The organism is Kineococcus rubinsiae, from assembly GCF_011839805.1.
Classification (GTDB): Bacteria; Actinomycetota; Actinomycetes; order Actinomycetales; family Kineococcaceae; genus Kineococcus; species Kineococcus rubinsiae.
In genome coordinates this window covers 1-24,004 of the sequence record NZ_VWPY01000061.1, presented here as the reverse complement: position 1 = coordinate 24,004, position 24,004 = coordinate 1, and the positions used below count along the sequence as shown (strand labels likewise).

Below are 24,004 nucleotides of genomic sequence, written 5' to 3'. Positions count from 1 at the left end.
GTCCGCTGGTGCTGCCCGGTCCCCCCGCGCCGGGGCCGGGCCCGGTCGCGAAGGGTCGCGCGGCCCGCCGGGCACCTGCGAGCGCCCCGCAGGCGACGCTCGACCCGGACGCCGACGTCCCCGTCGTTCACCTGGGCCGGCGCCCCGTGACCGCCCCGACGCCCTGGCCCGTCGAGGCGGCCCTCGTCGTCGGCAGCGTCGTGCTGCGCCGGGAGCGGCCCACCCGGCCCGACGCCGCGACGGCCCCGACGCCCGGCGGTGCGGGCGTCGACTTCAACCGCCCGCCGCGGCTGCTGCCGCCGCCGCGCCCCAGCGCCTTCGTGCTCCCACCCGAGCCCGTGCGCGGCGAGCGGATGCCCGTGCCGTGGCTGCTCGTCGTCGCGCCCCTGCTGATGTCGCTGGGCCTGTACTGGTTCACGCGCTCCCCCTACACGCTGGCCTTCGCCGCGCTGAGCCCGCTGATGGCGCTGGGCAACGTGACGACCTCGCGGCGCGCGGGCGCCCGCCGCCACCGCGAGCAGGTCGCCGAGCACCGGCGGCGCTCGCGCGCGGTGCGCGCCAGCGCCGCCGCGGCCCTCGTCGCGGAGGAGGCGGCCCGCCACCACGCCTGTCCCGACCCGGCGACGCTGCTGCTGACGGCCGCGGGCCCGCGCTCGCGCCTGTGGGAGCGGCGCCGGGGCGACCCGGACTGGCTGCTGCTGCGCGTCGGCACCGCCGACCAGCCCAGCGAGGTCGTCCTGCGGGACCCGGCCCGCGAGGAGCACGAGGGCCCGCTGCGCTGGAGCGCCCCCGACGTGCCCGTGACCGTCGACCTCGAGCGCGCGGGCGTCGTCGGGATCGCGGGCCCGGACGTGCGCCGCCGCGCCGTCGCCGCGTCGTGCCTGGCCCAGACCGCCGTGCTGGCCAGCCCCGCCGACCTCGACGTCGTCCTGCTCTGCGCCGACGAGGCGGCGGCGCAGGCGTGGGCCTGGGTGCGCTGGCTGCCGCACGCGCGCACCGCGGTCGCCGACCCGGCCGCGGGCGTGGTCCGGGCGGGCGCCCCCGGCGGCGACCTGACCGAGCGCCTGGCGGAGCTGACGGCGCTGCTGGAGCAGCGGCGGGGCCGGCTGCGCGACCGCAGCGCCCCGCCCGCCTTCCGCACGGTCCTCGTCGTCCTCGACGGCGCCCGCGCGCTGCGCTCCTCCCCCGGCGTCGTGTCCCTGCTCCAGGACGGCCCAGGCCTGGGCCTGCGGCTGCTGTGCCTGGACGCCGACGTCCGGTCCCTGCCCGAGGAGTGCCGCGCCGTCGTCGACGCGACGGCGTCCCGCGGGTCGGTCCAGGCCACCGGGAGCGACCCCGTCGACGGCGTCCGCCTCGACGAGGTCGGTCCCGGCTGGTGCGAGCGGATCGGCCGGGCCCTGGCGCCCGTGCGCGACTCCTCCAGCGAGGACCTGGCCGGGAACCTACCCACGTCCTCGCGGCTGCTGGACGTCCTGGACCTCGCGGGCTGTGCCCCCGATGTGCTTCCCGACGTCCTCGCGGCCCGCTGGCGCCGGGGCGGGCGCACGACCAGCGCGGTCGTCGGCGAGGACGGCGACGGCCCGTTCAGCGTCGACCTGCGCGCCGACGGCCCGCACGCCCTCGTCGCCGGGACCACCGGCTCGGGCAAGTCGGAGCTGCTGCAGACGCTCATCGCCTCCCTCGCGGTCGGCAACCGGCCGGAGGAGTTCACGTTCGTCCTCGTCGACTACAAGGGCGGGGCGGCCTTCGAGGACTGCCGCGACCTGCCGCACACCGTGGGGCTGGTCACCGACCTCGACGGCCACCTGACGGCGCGGGCGCTCGCGAGCCTCGGCGCGGAGCTGAAGCACCGCGAGCACCTGCTCGCGGCCGCGGGCGCGAAGGACGTCGAGGACTACACCGCGGCCCGCGACCGGCCGGGCGGGCCGGTCGAGGCGGTGCCGAGGCTCCTGATCGTCATCGACGAGTTCGCCGCCCTCGTCGCGGAGCTGCCCGACTTCGTCACGGGCCTCGTGGACATCGCGCGCCGCGGCCGTTCGCTGGGCGTCCACCTGCTGCTCGCCACCCAGCGCCCCGCCGGGGTCGTGAGCGCCGAGATCCGGTCCAACACCGCCCTGCGGATCGCGCTGCGCGTCACCGACGTGCAGGACAGCCAGGACGTCGTCGAGGCCGCCGACGCCGCCACGATCTCCCCCGCGACCCCCGGCCGGGCCTTCGTGCGGGCCGCGGGTGCCCCGCTGCGCGCCGTCCAGGCCTCCCGCGTCGGCGGGCGGGCGCTGCCCCGCGGCAGCACGCGGCCCGTGCCGCTCGCGCTGCACTTCTCGCCGTCGGTGGTCCCCGCCGCACCCGACGACGACAGCCCGACCGACCTCGCGCGCCTGGTCGCGGCCCTGCGCACGGCCGCGGCCCGCGAGGACCTGCCGGTGCCCCGGAGCCCGTGGCTGCCCGCGCTGCCGGCGGAGCTGGTGCTGCCCACCGCCGCCCTCTCGACGGACTCCGCGCTCTCGACGGGCTCCGCACTCCCGGCCGGTCCACGGCGGGGCACGGTGCCGCCGCTGGAGTTCGGCGTCACGGACCTGCCCCGGGAGCAGCGCCGGGCGCCGGCCCTGCTCGACCTGGCCGCCGGCACCCACCTCGGCATCGTCGGCGCGCCCCGCTCGGGGCGCTCGGGCGCCCTGCGCGCCCTGGCCGCGGCCGTGGCCCGCCAGTGCGACCCGGCCGACGTCCACCTCTACGGCGTGGACTGCGGCAGCGGGGCCCTGCTCCCGATGACCGCCCTGCCGCACACGGGCGCCGTCGTCACGCGCGACCAGCTGGAGCGGCTGAGCCGGCTGAGCGACCGGCTGCTCGCCGAGGTCGGGCGCCGCCAGCAGCTGCTGGCGGCGGAGGGCTTCGCGGGCGTCGCGGAGCAGCGCGCCGCCCGCCCGCCGGCCGAGCGGCTGCCGCACCTGCTCGTGCTGCTGGACCGCTGGGAGGGCTTCCTCGCGGCCTTCGAGGGCGTTGACGGCGGGCGCCTGGTCGACGTGTGGACGCAGCTGCTCGCCGAGGGCGGCGGTGCCGGCCTCACTGTCGCGATGACCGTGGACCGCTCCGGCCTGGTGGGGCGCACCTCCACGCTGCTGGACGACAAGCTGGTCCTGCGCCTGACCGACCCGGGCGACTTCGCGGCCGTCGGGCTGCCGCTTCGCTCGGTGCCCGCCGCGATGCCGCCCGGCCGGGGCTTCCGGTCCGGGCCGGGTGCGGACTCCCCCGTCGAGACGCAGGTCGCCCTGCTGGACCCCGACGCGCGGGGCACCGCACAGGTCAACGCGCTGCAGGAGCTCGGCCGGGCCGTGGCGGCACCCGCGCCGCGCGACGCGCCGTTCCGGGTGGACCTGCTGCCCGCCCGGATGGACGTCGCCCAGGCGCGGCGGGCCTTCGGCGACGTCCCCGACGCGGACGGCACCGGTCTCGCGGTGGCCGTCGGCGGCGACACCCTCGGCCTGCGGCACCTCGACCTGCTCGTGGACGGTCCCGGGTTCCTCGTCGCGGGCCCCCGCCGCTCGGGGCGCAGCACGACGCTGCTCGTGCTGGCCGAGGCGGCGCTGGCCGCGGGGTACCGCGTCGGGCTCCTGACGCCCCGCCGCAGCCCGCTGCGCGACCTCGCCGGCCCGGGCCTCGTCGCCGTCCTCGAGGGCGACGCGGGCCGCGAGGAGACGACGGCGGCGTTCGCGGCGCTCGCCCCCGACCCGGGCCTCGCGCCGTCGCTGCTGCTGGTGGACGACCTGGAGGTGCTCGGCATGGACGGGCACCTGCCCGACGCCGTGAGCGCGCACCTGGACTCGTTGCGCGACAGCGGCTGCGCGGTCGTCGCCGCCGGCTCCCTCGACGACCTCACGGCCCTCTACCGCGGCCCCGTGGTCGCCCTCAAGCGGCAGCGGGCGGGGATCCTCCTGGGCCCGCGCAGCCCGAACGACGGCGACCTCCTCGGCGTCCGGCTCTCCCGCACGAGCCTCGGCGGGCCGACCGGGCGGGGCGTGCTCGTCCGGGCCGGCAGCGCGGAGGCCGTGCAGGTCCTGGCCCCCGCGGCCCGCGTCTGAGGGCCCGCGCCGCGACCGGTCCCGCGGGGCGGGCAGCGGGTCCCGGCGGGAGGACGACGAGGACCCACCACCCGTGCGGGTGGTGGGTCCTCGTCAGGCGGTCCTGCGACCTCAGATGCGGTCGCCCTCGCCCGTGGCCTGGGCGATGTTGTTGTGGTTCGACCGCACGTCGTCGGCCGCCCCGTTCAGGGCCACGTTGAGGTTGTCGAGGTTGCGCTTGTACTCCGCCCACGCCGTGCGGAAGTCTTCGGAGCAACGCCCCGTCCAGACCGCGGACGCGAGACCGCTCTCGACCGAGGCCTTGATGTCGAGCGCCTCCTGCGCCTTCTGCTGGAAGGTGCGGTGCAGGGTGCTCAGGGTCTGCAGTTCAGCGCCGACGGTTCCGGCCACGGTGGTTCCTCTCCTCGAGCGGGCTCCCGCCCGTCCTGCGCGGCCCGGGGGTTCCCGGCGCGCCGGAGCACGAGACGTGCTCCGCCTGCAGCGTAGTGGTTGCGGTGCAACCGTTCCGCTCATCCTCAGGTCATCACCCGAACGCGCGGGACATCGCGGTGAGTTCCGCGAAACCCTCCTCGTCGAGCTGGACGGCGCGCCCGTGGACCCCGAGCGGACCGAGGTCGACCGCTCCGTCCGGCGTGCACGTGAACCGCCAGCGGGCGGTGGCGACGTCGCCGACCACGACGACGGCGAACGGCGTGCGACCGGCCGCGACGAGCCGGTCCAGGCGCTGCGCGTCGCCGGCGCCGGGCGGCCCGGACAGCACGACGACCCGGGGTCGGCGTCGCTGCGCGTCGCGCGCGGACCGGCCGCTCACCACGCCGTCGACGCCGAGGGCCCGCTCCACCCGCTCGTGGCCGGAGGCCTCCGCCTCCAACTCCTGCAGGACGCGCTCGAGGGTCGCGGCGTCGGTGATGCTCGCGGGCGCCAGCGGCGCGTGCGCGGTCGCGAAACCCACGAGGTGCACGCCGACGCCGTCGGACCAGGGGTTCAGGGCGAGCTCCGCGGCGAGCGAGAGCGCCAGCGCCTTCGCGACCGCGGCGTCCCCGGCCAGGGCCACGAGACCGGGGGCGGCCTCGAGGTCCACGAGCAGGTCGTCGTCGCCGGCGCGGGCGACGTCCGCCAGCGCGGGGTACGGCGCGGGCGTGCCGCGTCCGGTCGCGGGGCCGGCAGCGTCGAGGTCGCTGCGCCGCAACGACCACACGGTCGCCGCGTCCGCCCGCCAGGGCGCCGGCGGGGTCCCGGCGTCACCCGCGAGGTGCAGGTGCACCTCCTCCGCGCCCAGCCGGGCCGCCACCACCTCGGGCAGGGCGCTCCCCCGCCGCCGAACGGCGTCCGCGAGCGAGCGCAGCGCCGTGTCGAGGAACTCCGCGCGGTCGGGGTCGTCCAGACCCCGCGGGGCGGGGGCGGACCCGTCGGCCGCCTGCCAGCGGCGCGTCGCGGTGAGCAGGCCCACCGCGAGCAGCCCGCCGCTGAGCACCGAGCGCTGCAGGAGGTCGGCGTCGCCGGGGGCCGTCGGGGCCGGCGTCCCGGTCCCGTGCGGGGCGACGACGGCCGGGGCGGCCGGCGTCGGCACCGTGAGCACCTGCGGCCCGGCGCCGACGGCGTCCGCGGGCAGGAGGAGCGTCCAGCCCGGCCGGATGAGGTCGGCGTCGACGAGGCGGGAGCCGTCGGGCTGCACGCGGTTCCGGTTCAGCTCGAAGATCTCCTGGTAGCGCAGGGGGTCGCCGAGGGTCCGCTCGGCGATGTCCCACAGGCAGTCGTGGTGGCGGCCCAGCGGCGGCTGCACGAGGTAGGCCACGGGCGCCGCGCCGGCGGGCGCGGGTTCCGCCGCCCGCCAGCCCGCGTCGGGCTCGTCCGCCGCGACCGCGACGGCGGTCCGGGCGGACCCCGCTTCTGCACCACCGGAGGCAGAGGGCATCGACGTGGTGGCGCTGACCGTCGCGGTGCTCAGCACGGCGCCGACCGCGGAGGCCGTGCCGGGCACCCACACGGCGCCCGCGGACAGCAGCAGCACCGCGGCCACGAGCCGCCGGGCCAGGAGCTGGTTGCCGCTGCCCAGGGGGACCCGGCCGCGGGTGCCGCGGGCCCACGCGCGGAACTCGGCCACCACGCAGACGACGAAGTGCAGCCACACCCCCCACAGGACGACGGCGAGGACGTCCAGCACGCTCGACGCCGTGACCTCGGCGTCCAGCCACGCCCGACCGGGCAGCGTCGTCGGCAGCGGGTTGCCCAGCAGCGCCACGAGGGCCAGCGGGACCCCGGCGACGACGCCGAGCAGCAGCAGAGTCGCGACGGCGCCCTGCAGGAGTTCCACGCCGCGGGCGCGGCGGCTCAGGGCGCCGCGCGGCAGGCGCACGGGCGTGCGCCGGGCCGGCGGGCGGGTCGCGGTGCTGGGCATGCTCACCTCGGGGAGGTTCGTGGATCGGGGGGGGACGTCGGTCTGCGGGTCAGCAGGTCTGCGGGTCAGCGGGTCGGCGGGTGGAACGGCAGCAGGTCAGGGGGCGGGGACCACGAGGGTCTGGACCTCCTGCACCCGCAACCCGGTGGAGCGCTCCTGGGTGATGTCGCGGAGCGTCGCCCAGGTGGCCCCGTCGTCGTCGCTGAACTCGATGCGCCAGGTCGCCGTGGTCCGCACCTCGACGTTCTCCGGCGCCCCGAAGTCCGAGCGGGCGGACGTGCGGTGGTAGTCGAAGGAGCAGATCCGGGGGCCCGTGCGGTCGGGCGCACCCCGGGTGAGTTCCGTGCCGGGGCCCTCGCACGTCACGGCGGCGCGGCCGGGCTCGCCCGGGTCGACGCTGAGGGAGAGGACGCGGGCACGCATCTGCACCCCGGCCTTCTCCAGCGGCGGCGGGGGCGTCGTGTCCTCCAGGGAGAACGAGACCACCTGCCGCACGCGGGGGACGAGGGACGGGCTCGTCATCACGTCGCTGGTGACGATGCGCCCGGCCCGCTCGTCGGCGAGGTCGGCGAAGGCCTGCTGCCCGGGTGTGAGCTCCTCCCACAACGGCGGGCGCGCGGGGTCGTCCGGCGAGAACGGCACCTGCGAGGTGACGGTGGTGACGCGGCCCTGCGGAACCCCCGTGCGCGGGTCGACGGGCGGGTCGAGGCACACCTGCGTCCACAGCTGGACGGGCGCGGTCGTCGGCGTCGGGGCCGGTGGCGGTTCCACGGGTGGCGCGGCGGTCGGTGCGCTCGGCTCGCCCGTCGGGGTCCCGGTCGGCGGCGGGGGTTCCGTCGCGGGTGGGACCTCCGGTGCCGGCCAGGGCGGAGGAGTTCCGTCGGGGGACGTGGGCAGAGCCGCCGCCTGCAACCGGGAGCGGACGGGTTCGTCCGGGGTGTCGTCGCGGGAACCCAGGGGCCGCAACCAGCAGGTCGGCGGCGGGGCGCCCTGCAGCAGTTCCAGGAAGTTCCGCTTGCGCACCGCTCCCGCGCACCGCATCCCGTAGCGGCCGGTGCCACCGGCGTACATGACGCACGTGCCGGCGCTGGCGAACCGGTCGTCGCCGGAACCCCCGTGGCCTGCTCCCGTCTCCGCCGCGGCGGCGGAGCCGGCGGGCAGCAGCAGCGCGCCCAGGACGACGAGGACGGCGCCGGCGCGCTTCCCCCGCATCAGAACCGCACCGGCGCGACGTCGCCTGCGGCGCAGGTCCCGTCGGCGGTGACGACGTCGTCGACCAGCCAGCGGTCGCCGACGCGCAGCACGACGGCGGAGCCGGTGCTGAAGTGCGGGGCGTTCACGGCGGCGCCCGTGCGGCGGTCGACCTGCCAGCCGCGGTCCTGCAGGCACAGCGACAGCTCCACCCGGTCCGGCGACGGGCGGTCGCTGCCCAGCACGCCGACGGGGTAGGGCCCGGGCATCTCGTCGCCGAGGTTCTCCGCGAGCAGCGGCACGGCCCACTGCTGCGCGGCCGGGGTCAGGGTCGCGGTGAACGCCGGCAGGGCGGCCGGATCGGCCACCTGGGCGTTGATGGCCAGGGCCTGCTCGCGCAGGTAGGCGTCCAGCGCGACGACGGCCGGGTCGCCCGCGAGCGTGCCCGGCGCCGGGGCCGCCGTCGTGTCCGCCGACGCGGGCGCCGCACCTGGTGCCGTGGCCGGTGCCGTCGGGGGCGCGGCGGAGCCCGCGGGCGCCGACGGCGGCCCCACGGACGAGGCGGCGTCGGAGCACGCCCCCAGGCCGGTCAGCGCCGCGAGGAGGCTCGCGGTCACGGCCAGGAGCCGCGCGGAGGCCCGCGCGCCGCGGGGCCGGTGGGCTCGTGTCGTCATCGTGCGTCCTCCTCGTCGATGCCCTCGAAGGGCCGGGCACTGCCGTCTCCGCTCGCCCGCAGCTCCCGCACGCCGACCAGGCCGAGCAGGCTCGCCTGCTGGACCACGTCGACGTGCGCGACGACCACGAGCCGCCGGTCGTCGCCGGGTCCCACGACCCGCGTGCCCCGGAAGCAGGCCCCGGGGTCGACGATGGGCGCCCCCGCGGCCGCCGCGTCGCGGCAGTAGCCGTCCACCCGCTCGCGGACCGTCGCCTCGGGCAGCAGCTCCAGCTCGGGGGCGTCGAGGTCGATCGCCGCGGCACCGGCCCGCGCGGCCTCCTCGGCGTAGGCCACCGCCCGGGCCCGCGCGGTGAGCTGCCGCGCCCCGTCGACGACGAGGCCGGCGAGCAGCAGCAGGACCAGGGCGAAGATCGGGACGGCCGGGGCGATCGAGCCCTCGTCCGAGCGCTGGCGCCTCACGAGAGCTCCCGGTTCGGGTCCAGGGGGCTCGCGAACGACCCGCGGACCGTCAGGCGGCCGGGCGCGCCCGGCAGCCCGAGGTCGGAGATCGCGTAGGAGCAGGACGCCGAGACCGTCACGGGGCGCCCGGGGGCGAACTCCCGCAGCGGGTCCACGACGAGGGTGTCCGCGCAGTCCCCCGGGCCGAGGGAGGACAGGACGACCTCGCGCGCCCGCACCTGCGCGGCGGCCGCCGAGCGGGACAGGGTCGCGCTGCGGGCGGCGTCGCGGACCCCCGCGTCGAACGTCGCCCGGACCTGGGCGACGCGCGCGGAGGTCAGCAGCAGGGCGATGAGCACGAGCAGGACCGGCGCGACGAGCGTGAGCTCCAGGGCGATGCTGCCCCGGTCCCCCGCGACCCGCCGCGGCGTCGCCGCGCTCACCGGTCCGCCCCGAAGTGCTCGACCGCGCCGGTGGCGCGCTGCGTCGTCGTGAGGTCCAGGCCCGGGACCAGGCTGACGACGGACCCCGTGACCGTCACCTCGACGCGGGGTTCGCCCGCGGCGTCGGCGAAGGAGCGCGACGTCACCGCGGGCCGCAGCAGGGACTCCCGGCCGAGCGTCGTCGCGAACTGCGCGACGTGCGCCTCGACGACCGGGCGGGCCGCCGCCGCGCTCCGCGGGTCGGAGAGGAGCCGCAGCTGCGAGACGCCCTCGCGGGCGGACTGCAGGGCGACGGAGCGCCCGTACGCCCACAGGCCGGCCTGGATCCCCACGAACACCACGAGGAGGAACACCGGGGCGACGAAGGCGAGCTCGAGCGACGCCGAACCCCGGTCCCCGCGGCTCAGCAGGCGGTGCCGACCGCCACCGCCGAGCAGCGCGTGAGCTCGTCGCTCTTGGTCTGCACGATGCGGAACACCGCGCCCCCGATCAGCGACGCCGCGACCACGACGACCGCGGCGATGACGGCCCACTCCAGCGCGGAGGCGCCGAGGTCGCGGCCACCCGCCGCGGCCCGCCGCGCCCGGGCGGCCAGCACCCCCGCGATCGCGCGGATCCACCCGTTCCTTTTGTTCGAGTCCACTGCTGTTCCCTTCGGAGGTGGTGTGCTGCAGGAGGTCCGCCGGGCCGGTCACGACTGGCCCAGGAGGTTGGAGACGGCCGGGAAGGCGAGGAACACCATGAAGGCCGTGCAGAGCAGGAGCTGGGCGACGAGCATCGACTGCGACTTCTCCCCCGCCTCGCCCTCGGTGTCGGCCATCTCCCGTCGGCGCAGGGTGGCCGCGCGCGCGGACAGCGACGCGCGGATCTTCGCGCCGTCGTCGGCGGCCAGGACGAGGGCGCCGGCGAGGTCGGTGAGCTCGTCGACGGCGAGCTCCGCGCCGAGGTTCCCGAGCGCCTGCCACGGGGTGGTGCCCATGAGCCGGGCGTTGGCGAGCGCCTGCCGGATCCGCACGAGGGCCCAGTAGTCGCTGACCGAGGCCGACGCGAGCAGCGCCTCGGGCAGGCCCCGGCCCCCCGCGAGGTTCATGGCCACGAGGTCGGAGAACACCCCGACCACGCGGCGGAAGTCGCGGCGGCGGCGCTGCGCGTCGGCGCGCAGGGCGAGGTCCGGCGCGAGGAACCCCGCGGCGGCCAGGACGAGCGCGAGCGGCAGCGGGACCCCGCCGGGCAGCGGCACGCCGAACAGGCGCAGGCTCCCCCAGCACAGCGGGACGACGAGCAGGAGCAGGAGGCCCGCGACCACCTTGGTGGCCAGGAACGCCCCCGTGGACCGGCCGAGGACGGCGAGGTCGGCGCGCGTGCGGCGCAGCCGCCAGCCCCGTTCGGCGCTGACCACCTCGAGGCGGTCGGCGAGGCCGTCCACCAGGCGTCCGGTGAGCCGCCCCACGACGGGCAGCCCGGTCTGCGGCGCGGCCGACGCGGCGGCCTCTGCGGCGCTGAGGACCTGGCGGTGCGCGGAGCGGCGGGCCGCGTCGAGGCGGGCGACCTGCACGGCGACGCCGGGGCGCGGGCGCAGCACGGCCTGCAGCACGAGCAGGACGCCGGCCCCGCACGCGGCGCCGAGGAGGAGGGCGAGGGTCACGCGAGGACCTCCGCGCCCCGGGCGTCCCCGCTGCTGCGGACGTCGGAGGACAGGAAGCGCTCGACCGCGTCGACGTGGGCCAGGCGGCGGAGCCAGGTCAGGCCGCCGACGAACAGCGCGGCGACGACGAGCAGCGCCAACTGCCCCGTGAGGGAGTCGTAGGGCGCGACGTAGGTGCGGTTGAACACCGCGAGCAGCCCCATGACGCCCAGGACGAGGCACAGGACGATCTGCACGCTGCGGCGGATGCTGCGGCGGCTGGACTCGATGCGGCGCCGGACGTCCAACTCCTCGCGCGTGGAGGTGGCCAGCGCGGAGAGGACGTCGCGCAGCCCCGGGCCGCGCAGGCGCGCGTTGAGGACGAGGGCCGCGCAGACGACGTCGGCGCTCGGGTCGTCGACGTCGTCGGCGAAGCGCAGCAGCGCCTCCGGCAGCGGTTCGCGGATGCGGAGCCGGTCGACGAGGAGGTTCAGCGAGGGGCGCAGCACCGCCGCGGCCGTGCCGGCCGTCGCCGGGATCGCCTGCTCCAGCCCGATGGCCCCGGCGATGGTGTCGCGCAGCGACTCCGTCCACCCGGCCAGCGCCTCCAGGCGCGCGATGCCGCGCGCACCCTCCGCGCTGCCGCCCGCCACGCGGTCCCAGCCCGCCACGAGCAGGCCGATGCCGACGCCGGCGACGACCCAGCGGGTGAGGACCAGGGTGAGGACGCCCGCGAGGACCCCGCGCACGAGTCGGTGCCCGAGGGCGCCGCGCGTCCCGGCGCGGCGCCACGACGGCCGCGAGCTCGGGCCGGTCGGCTCGTGGCGGCGCAGGCCGAGGACGAGGAGGAGCACGCCGCCGCCGAGGGCACCGCCGGTGAGGGCGACGAGGAGTTCCGGGGACAGGGCCGTCCACCCGGACGCGGCGCTCACGCCGACCACCGCGCGAGGACGGGCGCGGTGTAGCCCGCGGCCTCGAGCTCGTCGGCGCACGAGATCGGCGCGTGCGCGAGAGCGGTGCCGTCCGGTCCGGCCGCGAACACCTCCGAGGACAGCACCCGGCCGTCGACGCCCGTGACCTCGCGGACGCTCGCGACGGAGCGCTGCAGCGAACCGCCTGCGTGGTAGGTGTTCTGCTTGCGCAGGAACACCACGAAGTCGATCGCGCCGGCCACCAGCATGTGCGTGGCCTCGACGGGCAGGTGCTCCTCCGCCTGCAGCGCGTACGTGGCGATGCGGTTGAACACCTCCATCGAGGAGTTCGCGTGGATCGTGGAGAGGGAACCGTCGTTGCCCTGGCTCATCGCGTTGAGCATCGTGACGATCTCGTCGCCCAGGACCTCGCCGACGATGACCCGGCTCGGGTTCATCCGCAGCGAGCGCCGGACGAGCTCGGCCATGGTCACGCCGCCCAGGCCCTCGGAGTTCGGCAGCCGCTCCTCGAACGCGACCGCGTTGGGGTGCGCGGCCTCGTCGCGGTCCAGGCCGAGCTCGAGCGCGCGCTCCACCGTGACGATCCGCTCGTGCGGCGGGACCTCGGCGGCCAGCGCCCGCAGCAGCGTGGTCTTCCCCGAGTTCGTCGACCCGGCGATCATGATGTTCTTGCGGGCGCGCACCGCGGCCCGCAGGAACCGCGCGAGGTCCTCGGTCATGGTGCCGCTGCCGACGAGGTCCGCGAGCGAGGCCGTCCCGAGCCGGGAGCGGCGGATGCTCAGCGCGGGGCGCCGGCAGACCCCCATGACGGCGGAGAGGCGGGAACCGTCGGGCAGCCGGAGGTCGAGCTGCGGGTTCGCCGCGTCGAAGGGGCGGCTCGTGAGCCCGACGTTGGCGGCGAGCACCTGGACGAGCTCGACGAGGTCCTCGTCGGAGTCGGCCACCGGCTCGTGCAGCTCCTCACGGCCGTCGGCGTAGCTGACGAAGACGCGGTCGTGGCCGTTGATGTCGACGTTCTCGACGTCGGGGTGCTCCAGCAGGGGCTGCAGGCGGCCCACGCCGAAGAGGGCGGCGCCGATGGCCGCGGCCACCGCCTCCTCCTCGCGCGCGGCGGCCGGCACGCGGCCCGCCTCGATCTCGGCGCGGGCGTGGTCCTCGAGGACCTGCACGACGAGCGAGCGCGCGAACTGGCGCTCGTCCGCGGCGCTCATGGGCGCGCGGCCGGCGACGTCGTCGCGGCGGCGGGCGGTGTTCAGCCGCTCGGCGACCTGGGCCCGCAACCGGCGGACGAGGTCGTGGTCGACGCTCACGCGACCCTCCGCAGCTCACCGGAGGCGGCCGCGGCGAGCGTGGCGACCAGCGGCCGGCCGGCCCGCACCAGCGCCGTCCGCTCGGGGCGGGAGACGGGCGAGGCGGAGAAGACGCGCGCGCCCGCGGGGTCCAGCGGCAGCCGTCCGAGGTCCTCGGCCCAGTCGCCGGCGTCCAGCACGGCCGCGGCGGCCTGGCCGGCGTCGGCGGCGCGCGGGCCGTCGACGACGACGACGCCCACGCGGGGCCGCAGGCCGTCGGCGCGGCGCAGGACGTCGGCGAGGGAGCGCAGGCGCTCCCGGGCGTGCAGGACCCCGCTGACGTCGGCGCGCAGCACGAGCACGACGACCGCGGAGGCGCGCAGCAGGGGCAGGTGCACCGAGCGCGCGGTGACGCGCCCGGCGTCCACGACGACGTCGACGCCCTCGCCGCCCGGGCCCGTGAGCTCGTCGGCGGCCACCGCGACCGCGGGCCACAGCGCCGCGGCGGCGGCGGCCTGCTCGGGCGAGGCGAGCCCGCACACCACGGGGGTGCCGCCCGCGGCGGGCTGGGCCTGCTCCAGCAGCTGCTGCGGGCTCAGGCCGCGGCGGGCCTGGGTCAGCAGCGGCAGCAGGCCGCGGTCGCCGTCCAGCGGGCCGCCGGAGGCCGCGGGCCAGCGGACGCCGACGTCGCCGCCGGCCGGGTCCGCGTCCAGCAGCAGGACCGGCCGGGGCCACAGGGCCGCGGTGAGCATCGCCGTCGTCGTCGCGCCGGGCGAGCCCTTCGCGGACAGCACGGAGACCAGGGCCACGCCTCAGCCCACCGTCGTGTCGACGAGGGGGGCGGTGCCGTCGGCGAGCCGCGCGAGGGCGACCTCGCCGGCGGCCGCGGCCGCGACGACCGCGGCGGCGTCGTCGGCGGGGACCAGCACCGAGACGGCCGCGGAGTCCGTCGGCGCGTCCGCGGCCACGACGCGGACGGCGCTGAGCAGGACGTCGCCGGGCTGCCCGCCCAGGGCGTCGTCCGCGCCGTCGCCGGCGACCAGGTAGGCGCGCACGACGTCACCGGCCTGCAGCGGTTCGCTGGGGCGCTGCGGGGCCGCGAGGACGAGGCCGACCACGGCCGCCCCGTCGGGCACGGTGCCCCCGGCGAGGAACATCGTCCGGTTCACGAGGGTGTCGGCCGGCACCCGCGACGTCGCGTAGGTGCCGACGAACGCCCCCAGCGCCGAGGCGGGGACGACGGCCGCCCCGTCGGCCGCGACCCGGGCGACGCCCAGGTCGGCCGCCGCGATGCGTTCGCCGGGGAGGATGTCGCGCCGCGCCACGAGGACGTCGACGCGGTCCCCCGAGCGGTGGACGACCAGGGCGCTGCCCAGCGCGCCGCCCACGACGAGCAGCAGGCCCAGCGCCGCGACGGCGGGCCGGCGTTCGCGGACCGGCGTGGGCAGCCTGCGGCCGGGCGTCGGCGCCGCGGTGCGGGCGCCGGCGGGCGGCAGGGCGGTCTGGGCAGGCATGCGGACTCCGGTCCTGGAGGAGGTCGGGGGTTTCCCGGACGCGGCGGCACGGCGTTCCGGAACGGCCCCGACGGTGCCACGGGGGCGCGGGCGGAGTTCTGCCCCCGGCGACGGGTTGGGCCGTCCGGGGCCCTGCGGTCACCCGTCGGGCGCAACGGCCGGCGACGCAGCGTGGCCCCCGCCGGGAACGCCGAAGGCCCCCGAGCGGTGAGCTCGGGGGCCTTCGGGGGGAGCGGTGGGCCGGGTTTCGCCCGGGTTCCGCAAGCGGGGGCGTGGAACCTCAGCCGGCCGCGGAGGCCGTGCGGCGCTCCAGCGCGGTGAGGTCGATCACCTTGTGGGACAGGGCCTCCAGCGCGTTCGAGACGGCCTCGGCGACGGGCGGGACGAACAGGTCGCGCAGGACCGCGGTGTGCTCGCCCGGAACCCGGCGCATGCTCCAGTCGCCCGTGAGGTGGCCCGCCCAGGACGAGCGGGCCGCCTGCTCCTCGTCGTCCTCGGCCACGATCACCACGGTCCGGCCGGGGTACGGCTCGGTCCGGTAGTGGCGCTGGACCCAGACGCCCTGCCGGTGGAACCGGTGGTAGTGCCCGAGGCCGGTGTTGTCGACGAGACCGGTGGTCAGGAGCCCGCCGATCCCCAGGAGGGTCTTCACGAACCCGGGGCCCAGCGCCGGCGGCATGAGCGAGGGTTCCGGCGGGAAGGAGTCGAGGATGACGAGGAGTTCCACCTCCTCACCGGCCTTGCGCAGCTGCTGCGCCATCTCCAGGGCGATGATGCCGCCGAGGGAGTGCCCACCGAGGCGGTAGGGGCCGTGCGCCTGCACCTGCCGGACCGTGGCGAGGTGGCGCTGCGCCATCTTCTTCACGGTCCAGTCCGGCAGCGCCCGGTTCTCCAGGCCGTTGGCCTGCAGGCCGTACACCGGGATGCCCTCGGGCAGCCGGCTCGCCAGCGGGCGGAACCCCGCGGCGACGCCGCCGGCCCCGGCCACCAGGAACACGGGGTTCTCCTCGCCGCCGCGGCGCAGGACCACGAGGGTCTTGATGGCGCGGCCGCGCTCCTCGCGGATGGCCCGCGCGAACGCCTCGGGCGTGGGGTTCTCCGCGAGCATCGCCGTGGAGAGCCGGGACGCGGGGACGTCGAGCTCCTCGGAGACCGTCGCGATGATCGCCTCCGCGATGAGCGAGTCGCCGCCCATGGCGAAGAAGTCCGCGTCGGTGCCGATGTCGGGCAGGTCCAGCGCGCGCTGGAAGATCCCGACGACGACGCGCTCGAAGTCCGTGCGCGGCCCCTTGGACCCCGTCGTGTCGGCGGGCGCGGGCAGCGCCGAGCGGTCGAGCTTGCCGCGGTCGGTGCGCGGCAGCGCGTCCAGGAAGACGACCTCCTCGGGGACCATGTGCGCGGGCAGGTTCTCCCGCACCACGGCCCGCACGGTCGCGGCGGTCAGGCGCGGAGCGGCCGGCACGACGTAGGCGACCAGGCGCGGGCGCCCGGTGCGCTCGGACACGACCCCGGTGACCAGCGCCTCGCGGATCTCGGGCCGCGCGAACAGCACGGCGTCGACCTCGCCCGGCTCGACGAGCAAGCCGCGGATCTTCACGCTGTGGTCGCTGCGCCCCAGCAGCCGCAGGCAGCCGTCGGGCGCGAGGGTGCCCACGTCGCTCGTGCGGAAGCTGCGGGTCCCGTCCGCGTGCTCGACGTAGGACTCCGCGGTGCGCTCGGGCGCACCCCAGTAGCTCGCCCCGATCCAGCGGCCCGTCACCACGACGCGGCCGGTACCGGAGTCGTGCAGCTGCCCGGCCTCGTCCTCGACGCGCAGGCGGGCGCCGGGCACGGCCCAGCCGACCGGCGTCGCGCCCTCGGGCGACGGGTCGTCGGGGCCGAGGACGTACTCGGCCATGAGCCAGGTCTCGGTGCTGCCGTAGCGGTTGCGCAGCGAGCAGTCGCGCCCGACGGCGCGGCGCACCGCGGCGAGCTCGGCCCCGTGGACCGTCTCCCCCGCCATGGTCAGCGACTTCAGCCCGTCCAGGCGCCCACCCGGCCCGAGTGCGGCCAGCGCGCCGCGCAGGATCGCCGGCGAGGCCAGCAGGACGTTCGCGCCCACCTCGCGCATCCAGGCCGGCAGGGTGGCGATCGAGCGGCTGCGGGGGTCGAAGAGCTCCTGGCGGGCGCCTGAGAGCAGGCACGCCAGGGTCACGCCGATGCCGGCGCTGAACGCCAGGGGCAGCACGTGCACGACGACGTCGCCGAGGCCGTAGCAGCCGGTGCCGACCGAGTTCGTCCACGCGTCGTGCAGGATCGAGCGGTGGTCGCACGCGACGCCCTTGGGCGCGCCCGTCGACCCCGACGTGTAGACGATCAGCGCGGTGTCGCCCGGCTGCGCCGGCGAGGCGAGCAGGCCGTCGGCCGCGGTGAGCAGGTCCGGCGTGCCGCCGGTGGCCTCGGGGTCCAGGACCGTGGAGGCCACCTCGGCCGCGGTCGCGGCGTGCGCCGCGTCGCTGACGCAGACCGTCGCGCCGGCCGACTCGAGGTAGTGCCGCAGCCGGGGCGCGGGCGTCGTCGGGTCGAGCACCACGAGCGGGGCGCCGGAGGCGATGACGCCGACCACCGCGGCCACCGCGCCGACGGTGTGCCCCCGCAGCACCGCGACCGGGTGTCCCTCCGGGTTGGCCGCCAGCACGGCCGTGCGCACGGCGGACGCCCGGCGCAGCAGGTCCTCCCCCGTCAGCCGGTCGTCGCCGTCGGCGGCCACGACCTGCCCGCTCAGCGCCAGCGCGACCTCGACGATCCGCGGCAGCAGGTCCCCCTGCGCCATCTCCTCGGTCAGCGGCGGCAGTTCCGCGTCCCGTCCGTCCTCGACCCCCACGGTCGCCCCCCATCACTCGCGTGATCGGAACTCTAACCGCCGGTGGCAAGCAGGGAGCAGGGCGGTTCAGCAGTCCGCCGGGTTCACCGACCGGGTGGCGCAACCGCCTTCACTCTCAGTGCTCGACCCGTGACAGGAAACCGGTCTCCCGCCCGGATGCCTTGCGCGGCAACGCTGGGTCAGGCCGCGTCACCCCGAGCGACGAGTTCGCGCGCGAGCTGGCGGTAGGCCTCCGCCCCCGGGTGGTTCGAGGCGTACGACGTGATGGGTTCGGCCGCGACGGTCGCGTCCGGGAACTTGACCGTGCGACCGATCACGGTGTGGAACACGTCGTCGCCGAACGCCTCGACGACGCGCGAGACGACCTCGCGGCTGTGCAGCGTCCGGCCGTCGTACATGGTGGCGAGGATGCCGTCCACCTCGAGGCCGGGGTTCAGCCGCTCGCGCACCTTCTCGATCGTCTCCACCAGCAGCGCCACCCCGCGCAGGGCGAAGAACTCGCACTCCAGCGGGATGAGGACGCCGTGCGAGGCGGTCAGCGCGTTCACGGTCAGCAGCCCCAGCGACGGCTGGCAGTCGATGAGGACGACGTCGTAGTCGTCCAGCGCCGGGCGCAGGGCCCGCGACAGGACGCTCTCGCGCGCCACCTCCCCGACGAGCTGGACCTCCGCGGCCGACAGGTCGATGTTCGCGGGCAGCAGGTCGAGGCCCTCGACGGCCGTGTCCCGGATGACCGAGCGCACGTCCGTCCCGCGCTCCATGAGCACCTGGTAGACGGTCGCGTCGAGCTCGTTGGGGTTGATGCCGAGCCCGACGGACAGCGCCCCCTGCGGGTCGAAGTCGACGAGCAGGACGCGCCGGCCGTACTCGGCGAGCGCCGCCCCCAGGTTGATCGTCGTGGTCGTCTTGCCCACGCCGCCCTTCTGGTTGCACATCGCGATCACGCGCGCCGGTCCGTGCTGATCCAGGGGCGGCGGGACGGGGAAGCTCGGCAGCGGCCGGCCGGTCGGCCCGGCCTGCGGCCCCAGCTCGATCTGCGCCTGCACCTCGCGGGTGCCCGTGCCGGGCAGGACGTCCCCGTCCGGATCCTCCTCGTCGGACGTCGCGGTCGCGTCCGGGACGACGGCGAGCCCCGGCCCGTCGGCGGTGACGTCCTCCGGGGTGGTCACGTCGTCAGGGGTGGTCACGTCGTCAGTGGTGGTCACCTCGTCAGCCGGGGTCACGTCGTCCAGCGCGGTCACGTCGTCCAGCGACGAGCCGCTCACGTCGGCGGGCGCGGACCACGCCTCCCCGGCCTCCCCCGCCGCCGGCGGCAGGTCCCCCGCGGAGCTCTCGACCACCGGGGGCGCCGTCGGGGCCCACGGCTGCTCCTGCGCGGCCCCGGGATGGCCCGGCGGCACGCTGCCGGGCGTCGACGGCGTGCTCGGCTGGAACTCGCTGGTCACGGGGTGGCACCTCGGCTGGTCGTCGTCGGTCTGGCTGGTCGGTCGGGCTCGTCTGTCGGGGTCGCTCGTCGCCGGCTGGCTCGTCGTCGCAGCACGCCGGGTCCGGCGGGGGCCCCGCGTCGTGGCACGACCCTAGTGCGCGGGTGAGCGGCCGGTCACACCGCTCGCGGGAGCCGGTGCGGGGCCCGCGCGGGGGAAGCGCGCCCGGGGGTGCGTGACGCTGTGCACCTCGCGCAGGGAGTCGGCGGTGACGAGCGTGTAGACCTGGGTGGTCGCGACCGAGGCGTGCCCCAGGAGCTCCTGCACGACGCGGACGTCCGCGCCGCCCTGCAGCAGGTGCGTCGCGAAGGAGTGGCGCAGCGTGTGCGGGGACACGGCCCGGACGATCCCGGCCCGGCCGGCGGCGGCCTGCAGGGTCGCCCAGGCGCTCTGGCGGGACAGCCGGGCCCCGCGGGTGTTGAGGAAGACGGCGGCGCTGCCGCGCCCCGCGGCGAGCAGGTGGGGCCGCGCGCGCACCAGGTAGGCCTCCAGCGCGCTGCGGGCGTAGGAGCCCATCGGCACGACCCGCTCCTTGGACCCCTTGCCGCGCAGCCGGACCACGCCGTCCTCGCCCAGGGCGGCCGGGGAGACGTCGTCGACGTCGAGCCCCACGGCCTCGGAGATCCGGGCGCCGCAGCCGTAGAGCAGCTCGAGCAGGGCGCGGTCGCGCAGCGCGGCGGCGCCGTCACCGAGGCCCGCGACCGCGAGCAGGCCCGCGACCTCGTCGACCGCCAGGGCCTTGGGCAGCCGCCGCGGCGGCGTGGGTGGGCGGACCTCGGCGCTCGGGTCGTCACCGGCCCGGCCCTCGGCGAGCAGGAAGCGGTGCCACCCGCGCACCGCGGAGGCCGTGCGGGCCGCGGAGCTCGCGGTCAGCGGGGAGGCACCGTCGGTGCCGTCGCGCAGCGCGACGACGAAGGCGCTGACGTGGGCCTCGCGGACGGCGTCGACGTCCTCGACGCCCTCGGCGGCGAGGAAGCGCACGTAGCGCGCCAGGTCGCGGCGGTAGGCGGCCAGGGTGTTCACCGACAGCCCGCGCTCCACCCGCAGGTGGCCCAGGTACTCCCGCACCGCGCGTCCCAGCCGTGCGGCGCGCGCGTCCGCGGCGGGGTCGGCGGAGACGTGGTCGACCGCGTGGTCGTCCCGGCTCACGACGGCGGCCACCGGCGACGGGGTCGCCGGTGGGGACGTCGTCGCGGAGCTCACCGTTCGACACTAGCCAGCCGTGGCCCGTGCCGACGGTGCGCGACACGGCCCACCGCCCCGCGGGGCGGTGGGCCCGTCGTCAGGGGAGCCGGCTCAGCCGAGACCCCTCAGCTCAGGTCTCCGGGCCACGCCGCGTCGGCCGGACGCAGCGTCGACCAGCCGGCGCTGCGGGCCGCGGCAGCGGCGAGGACGCCGATGACCGTGCCGGGGTTGCCCAGGCGCCCGGCGAGGACGGCCTCGACCGCCTCGGCCAGCGGGACGCGCACCGGCACCATGTCCCGCTCCTCGTCCTCGCGCGTGTGGCGCTGCCCGGCCGGCACGGCGGACAGCCCGCGCGCCAGGTAGATCCGGTTCGCCTCGCTGGAGCCGCCCGGGGAGTTGAACCAGTCCACGACGACGTCCCAGCGCTCCGCGCGCAGGTCCGCCTCCTCGGCCAGCTCGCGCTGCGCGGCGGTCAGCGGCGGTTCACCGTCGACGTCGAGCAGCCCCGCGGGCAGCTCCCACAGCTCGCGGCGGACGGGGTGGCGGTACTGCTTCACGAACAGGACGTGCTCGTCGTCGTCCAGCGCCAGCACGGTGACCGCCCCGGGGTGGCGCTGCAGGTCGCGCGTCACCGAGGTGGGGCCGTCCTCGCCGGGCAGTTCGACGACCTCGCGGACGACGTCCCACACCCGGCCCTCGAACACCGTCTCGGCCGAGGTGACCCGGCGCTGCACGACCGCGTCGTGCAGCTCGGCCCCTGCCACGACGGGCACGCCCAGCTCGTCGGGGAAGCCGCTCACGCGCCGACCTCCGCGGCGAGGACGCCGTCGTCGGACGGCTCCGGCTCGACGTCGAGCAGCTGCTCGTCGCGCTGGCGCTGCAGGGCCGCGGCGACGAGCCCGGAGAACAGCGGGTGCGCCCGCGTCGGGCGCGACTTGAACTCCGGGTGCGCCTGCGTGCCCACGTAGTACGGGTGCACGTCGGCGGGCAGTTCCACGAACTCCACGAGCCCGCGGTCCACGGAGACGCCGGAGAACGACAGCCCCGCCTCGCTGAGCTGGTCGCGGTAGGAGTTGTTCACCTCGTAGCGGTGGCGGTGGCGCTCGGAGATCCGCTCGCTGCCGTAGGTGCCCGCCACCACGGACCCGGGGGTGAGGACGGCGTCCCAGGAACCCAGGCGCATGGTGCCGCCCATGTCGCCCTCCCCCGCCACGATGTCCTGCTGCTCCGCCATCGTCGCGATGACGGGGTTCGGCGACGCCGGGTCGAACTCGGTGGAGCTCGCGTCGGGCAGGCCCGCGACGTTGCGCGCGTACTCGATGACCATGCACTGCAGGCCGAGGCAGAGCCCGAGCGTCGGGACGCCGTTCTCGCGGGCCCAGGTCAGCGCGCCGAGCTTGCCCTCGATGCCGCGCACCCCGAAACCACCGGGCACGCAGATCGCGTCGACGTCCTTGAGGTGCTTGCGGGCCCCCGCGGGGGTCGCGCACTCGTCGGCGGCCACCCAGCGGATGTCGACCTTGGCGTCCTCGGCGAAACCGCCGGCGCGCAGCGCCTCGGTGACCGAGAGGTAGGCGTCGGGCAGGTCGATGTACTTGCCGACCAGCGCGATCTCGACGTGGCGGCGCGGGGAGTGCACGCGGCGCAGCAGGTCGTCCCAGGTCGTCCAGTCCACGTCGCGGAAGGACAGGTTGAGCTTGCGCACGACGTAGGCGTCGAGGCCCTCGCGGTGCAGCACCTTGGGGATGTCGTAGATCGAGGGCGCGTCGACGCAGGCGATGACGGCCTCCTCGTCGACGTCGCACATCGAGGCGATCTTGCGCTTGACGCCCTCGGGGATCTCGCGGTCGGAGCGGCACACGATGGCGTCGGGCTGGATGCCGATGCTGCGCAGCGCCGCGACGGAGTGCTGCGTCGGCTTGGTCTTCAGCTCCCCGCTCGGCCCGATGTAGGGCACGAGGGAGACGTGGACGAAGAAGACGTTGTCGCGGCCCAGGCGCTGGCGCACCTGCCGGGCGGCCTCGAGGAACGGCAGCGACTCGATGTCGCCGACGGTGCCGCCGACCTCGGTGATGATGACGTCGATGTCGGGGCGGGCCTGGGCGCGCATCCGGTCGACGATCTCGTTGGTGATGTGCGGGATGACCTGGACGGTGTCGCCGAGGTACTCGCCGCGGCGCTCCTTGGCGATGACCGCCGAGTAGACCTGGCCGGTCGTCACGTTGGCCGAGGCGTCGAAGCGGACGTCGAGGAAGCGCTCGTAGTGACCGATGTCGAGGTCGGTCTCGGCCCCGTCGTCGGTCACGAAGACCTCACCGTGCTGGAACGGGTTCATCGTCCCCGGGTCCACGTTGAGGTAGGGGTCGAGCTTCTGCATCGCCACGCGCAGGCCTCGCGCGCGGAGCAGGCGACCGAGGCTGGACGCCGTCAGCCCCTTGCCGAGGGAGGACGCGACCCCCCCGGTCACGAAGACGTGCTGTGTCTGGGACTCGGGAGTGCTGCGGTTCGCCACGGACTTCGAGGTTACCCGACGCCGGGCGACTTCGGGCGCGCGGCGGTGCGGCCGAGCGCGAACACGCGGCGGACCTGGGCCAGCACGTCGGCGTCGGTGGGCAGCTGCGCCGCGCGGCGCCGGGCGTCGGCGCCCCGCCGCGCCCGCATGGCCGGGTCGTCGAGCAGGGCCCGCACCGCGGCCGCGAGCGCCCCGACGTCGTGGACGGGGGCCAGGTCAGCCGCGTCGCCCGTGACCTCGCGGGTGCCGCCCGCGTCGGTCGCGACGAGCGGACGACCCGCCCGCAGCGCCTCCTGGACGAAGACGGGCTGCCCCTCCCAGACGCTGGTGACCACGACGACGTCGCAGGCCGCGAGGAGGTCGGGGACGTCGCGGCGGGCGCCCAGCAGCCGCACGGGCAGCCGCCGGGCGGCGATCCGGTCGGCGAGTTCGCCGCGCAGCGGGCCGTCCCCGGCGAGCAGCCAGACGACGTCCTGCGACCCCCCGGCACCGGTGAGGGTGCGCGGGGTGGTGGCGAGGACGTCGAGCAGGTCGTCGAGGCCCTTCTGCGGCGCCAGGCGGGCGACGGTGAGCACCACGAGGGCGTCGCCGAGGTCCTCCTGCGCCCGCACCACCTCCCGGTCGCGGGCGGGCACGCCCGCCGGCGCGGGGACGAGCGCCCGCTCGGCCGTGCGCGCCCCGGCCGCGCGGGCGGCCGCGACGAGGTCCCCCGACACCCCGAGCACGACGTCGGCGCCACGGCACACGGCCGACTGCACCCGCCGCCCGAGCGCCGCCCGCCGCCCCGCGCCCAGGACGGCGTTGTGCAGCGTGACGACCAGCGGCGGCCGCGGTCGCAGCGTGCGCACGGCCAGCAGGGCCACGAGCCCGGCCCGCACGCCGTGGGCGTGCACGAGCGGGGGTCCCCCGGCGCGCAGCAGGCGGCGCAGGACGAGGGCGGCGCGCAGGTCGCGGGGCGGGTCCAGGGACGCGCCGACCTCCAGGGGGTGGGCGCTGATGCTCCCGGCACCGGCGGCGGTGCCGGACCAGCCGTCGGCGAAGCGCTGCAGCGTCTCGGCGGGAGCCGCGACCTCGACCGTGGCGCCCGCGGCCGCCAGCATCCCGGCCAGCGACGTCACGTGCCGGCCCACCCCGCCCGCGCTGCTGCCCAGGACGAGCACCACGCGCTCGGTCACGACCGGCCTCCCCGCACGACGGCGCGGGCGCTGCCGGTCAGCACGCGCAGGTCCGGGGCGTCCAGCAGCCGCAGCACCGCGAGCCAGGCCAGCGCCGCGACCGCGGCGGCGAGGACGCCCACCGCGACGGCACCGGGGACGGACGTCACCGGCAGCACGCGGGCCACGCCGGCCCCCGCGAGCGCCCCGGCGAGGGCGGCG

General features: G+C 77.2%; 20 protein-coding genes and 1 pseudogene. 1 reads left to right on the top strand and 20 read right to left on the bottom strand.

Annotated features, from left to right (window positions below):
* Positions 1-146: 146 nt before the first annotated feature.
* On the top strand, positions 147-4,079 hold the full coding sequence (locus F1544_RS20000; RefSeq protein WP_167587964.1) for an FtsK/SpoIIIE domain-containing protein: 3,933 nt from the start codon (positions 147-149) through the stop codon (positions 4,077-4,079).
* A gap of 111 nt (positions 4,080-4,190) precedes the next feature.
* Here F1544_RS20000 and F1544_RS19995 read toward each other — a convergent pair whose 3' ends face one another.
* The 20 genes and pseudogenes from F1544_RS19995 to F1544_RS19900 form a co-directional block, all read right to left on the bottom strand.
* Positions 4,191-4,469: a WXG100 family type VII secretion target gene (locus F1544_RS19995; protein WP_167587963.1), complete on the bottom strand. Its 279-nt coding sequence runs from the start codon at positions 4,467-4,469 to the stop codon at positions 4,191-4,193.
* A gap of 133 nt (positions 4,470-4,602) precedes the next feature.
* Entirely contained in the window at positions 4,603-6,483 is a 1,881-nt protein-coding gene (locus F1544_RS19990; protein WP_167587962.1) for a hypothetical protein, read from the bottom strand.
* A gap of 90 nt (positions 6,484-6,573) precedes the next feature.
* A complete protein-coding gene (locus F1544_RS19985) occupies positions 6,574-7,689 on the bottom strand; it encodes a hypothetical protein (protein WP_167587961.1) in 1,116 nt (371 codons plus the stop codon).
* Positions 7,689-8,342 carry a hypothetical protein gene (locus F1544_RS19980; protein ID WP_167587960.1) on the bottom strand — a complete coding sequence of 218 codons (654 nt, stop codon included), beginning with the start codon at positions 8,340-8,342 and terminating at the stop codon, positions 7,689-7,691. Before F1544_RS19980 ends, F1544_RS19985 begins: the two co-directional genes overlap by 1 nt.
* Positions 8,339-8,803, bottom strand: a complete 465-nt coding sequence (locus tag F1544_RS19975) for a pilus assembly protein TadG-related protein (RefSeq protein WP_167587959.1) — start codon at positions 8,801-8,803, stop codon at positions 8,339-8,341. The genes F1544_RS19980 and F1544_RS19975 overlap by 4 nt, the downstream gene beginning before the upstream one ends.
* Positions 8,800-9,225, bottom strand: coding sequence for a TadE/TadG family type IV pilus assembly protein (locus F1544_RS19970; protein ID WP_167587958.1), 426 nt, complete (start codon positions 9,223-9,225; stop codon positions 8,800-8,802). The genes F1544_RS19975 and F1544_RS19970 overlap by 4 nt, the downstream gene beginning before the upstream one ends.
* Positions 9,222-9,632 carry a TadE family protein gene (locus F1544_RS19965; RefSeq protein ID WP_244309300.1) on the bottom strand — a complete coding sequence of 137 codons (411 nt, stop codon included), beginning with the start codon at positions 9,630-9,632 and terminating at the stop codon, positions 9,222-9,224. Before F1544_RS19965 ends, F1544_RS19970 begins: the two co-directional genes overlap by 4 nt.
* Positions 9,629-9,868, bottom strand: coding sequence for a hypothetical protein (locus F1544_RS19960; protein WP_308470212.1), 240 nt, complete (start codon positions 9,866-9,868; stop codon positions 9,629-9,631). Before F1544_RS19960 ends, F1544_RS19965 begins: the two co-directional genes overlap by 4 nt.
* A gap of 48 nt (positions 9,869-9,916) precedes the next feature.
* Positions 9,917-10,870, bottom strand: a complete 954-nt coding sequence (locus tag F1544_RS19955; RefSeq protein ID WP_167587956.1) for a type II secretion system F family protein — start codon at positions 10,868-10,870, stop codon at positions 9,917-9,919.
* Positions 10,867-11,781 carry a type II secretion system F family protein gene (locus F1544_RS19950; protein ID WP_308470211.1) on the bottom strand — a complete coding sequence of 305 codons (915 nt, stop codon included), beginning with the start codon at positions 11,779-11,781 and terminating at the stop codon, positions 10,867-10,869. The genes F1544_RS19955 and F1544_RS19950 overlap by 4 nt, the downstream gene beginning before the upstream one ends.
* A complete protein-coding gene (locus tag F1544_RS19945) occupies positions 11,778-13,091 on the bottom strand; it encodes a TadA family conjugal transfer-associated ATPase (protein ID WP_167587955.1) in 1,314 nt (437 codons plus the stop codon). The genes F1544_RS19950 and F1544_RS19945 overlap by 4 nt, the downstream gene beginning before the upstream one ends.
* On the bottom strand, positions 13,088-13,879 hold the full coding sequence (locus F1544_RS19940) for a hypothetical protein (RefSeq protein ID WP_167587954.1): 792 nt from the start codon (positions 13,877-13,879) through the stop codon (positions 13,088-13,090). Before F1544_RS19940 ends, F1544_RS19945 begins: the two co-directional genes overlap by 4 nt.
* Before the next feature lie 3 nt (positions 13,880-13,882).
* Entirely contained in the window at positions 13,883-14,584 is a 702-nt protein-coding gene (locus F1544_RS19935; RefSeq protein ID WP_167587953.1) for an SAF domain-containing protein, read from the bottom strand.
* 280 nt (positions 14,585-14,864) lie between these two features.
* Positions 14,865-17,447 (bottom strand): AMP-binding protein, encoded by a 2,583-nt coding sequence (locus F1544_RS19930; protein ID WP_167587952.1) that lies wholly within the window; start codon positions 17,445-17,447, stop codon positions 14,865-14,867.
* 179 nt (positions 17,448-17,626) lie between these two features.
* Positions 17,627-18,493, bottom strand: a complete 867-nt coding sequence (locus tag F1544_RS19925; RefSeq protein WP_308470213.1) for a ParA family protein — start codon at positions 18,491-18,493, stop codon at positions 17,627-17,629.
* Positions 18,494-19,024: 531 nt separating this feature from the next.
* Positions 19,025-20,080: a site-specific tyrosine recombinase XerD gene (locus tag F1544_RS19920; protein ID WP_444546809.1), complete on the bottom strand. Its 1,056-nt coding sequence runs from the start codon at positions 20,078-20,080 to the stop codon at positions 19,025-19,027.
* Between the two features lie 161 nt (positions 20,081-20,241).
* On the bottom strand, positions 20,242-20,916 hold the full coding sequence (locus tag F1544_RS19915; RefSeq protein WP_308470209.1) for an NUDIX domain-containing protein: 675 nt from the start codon (positions 20,914-20,916) through the stop codon (positions 20,242-20,244).
* On the bottom strand, positions 20,913-22,628 hold the full coding sequence (gene pyrG / locus F1544_RS19910; protein ID WP_167587951.1) for a CTP synthase: 1,716 nt from the start codon (positions 22,626-22,628) through the stop codon (positions 20,913-20,915). Before pyrG ends, F1544_RS19915 begins: the two co-directional genes overlap by 4 nt.
* 11 nt (positions 22,629-22,639) lie before the next feature.
* Complete coding sequence (locus tag F1544_RS19905; protein ID WP_208972261.1) at positions 22,640-23,803, bottom strand: glycosyltransferase; 1,164 nt, start codon at positions 23,801-23,803, stop codon at positions 22,640-22,642.
* A pseudogene (locus tag F1544_RS19900) lies at positions 23,800-24,004 on the bottom strand (virulence factor MviN); the annotation flags it as partial. The gene F1544_RS19905 and the pseudogene F1544_RS19900, both read right to left, overlap by 4 nt.

Bases quoted from the DNA above. Each gene is read 5' to 3' on its own strand.
- F1544_RS19985 (WP_167587961.1), bottom strand. From the start codon at position 7,689: ATGCGGGGGAAGCGCGCCGGCGCCGTCCTCGTCGTCCTGGGCGCGCTG.
- F1544_RS19980 (WP_167587960.1), bottom strand. From the start codon at position 8,342: ATGACGACACGAGCCCACCGGCCCCGCGGCGCGCGGGCCTCCGCGCGG.
- F1544_RS19935 (WP_167587953.1), bottom strand. From the start codon at position 14,584: ATGCCTGCCCAGACCGCCCTGCCGCCCGCCGGCGCCCGCACCGCGGCG.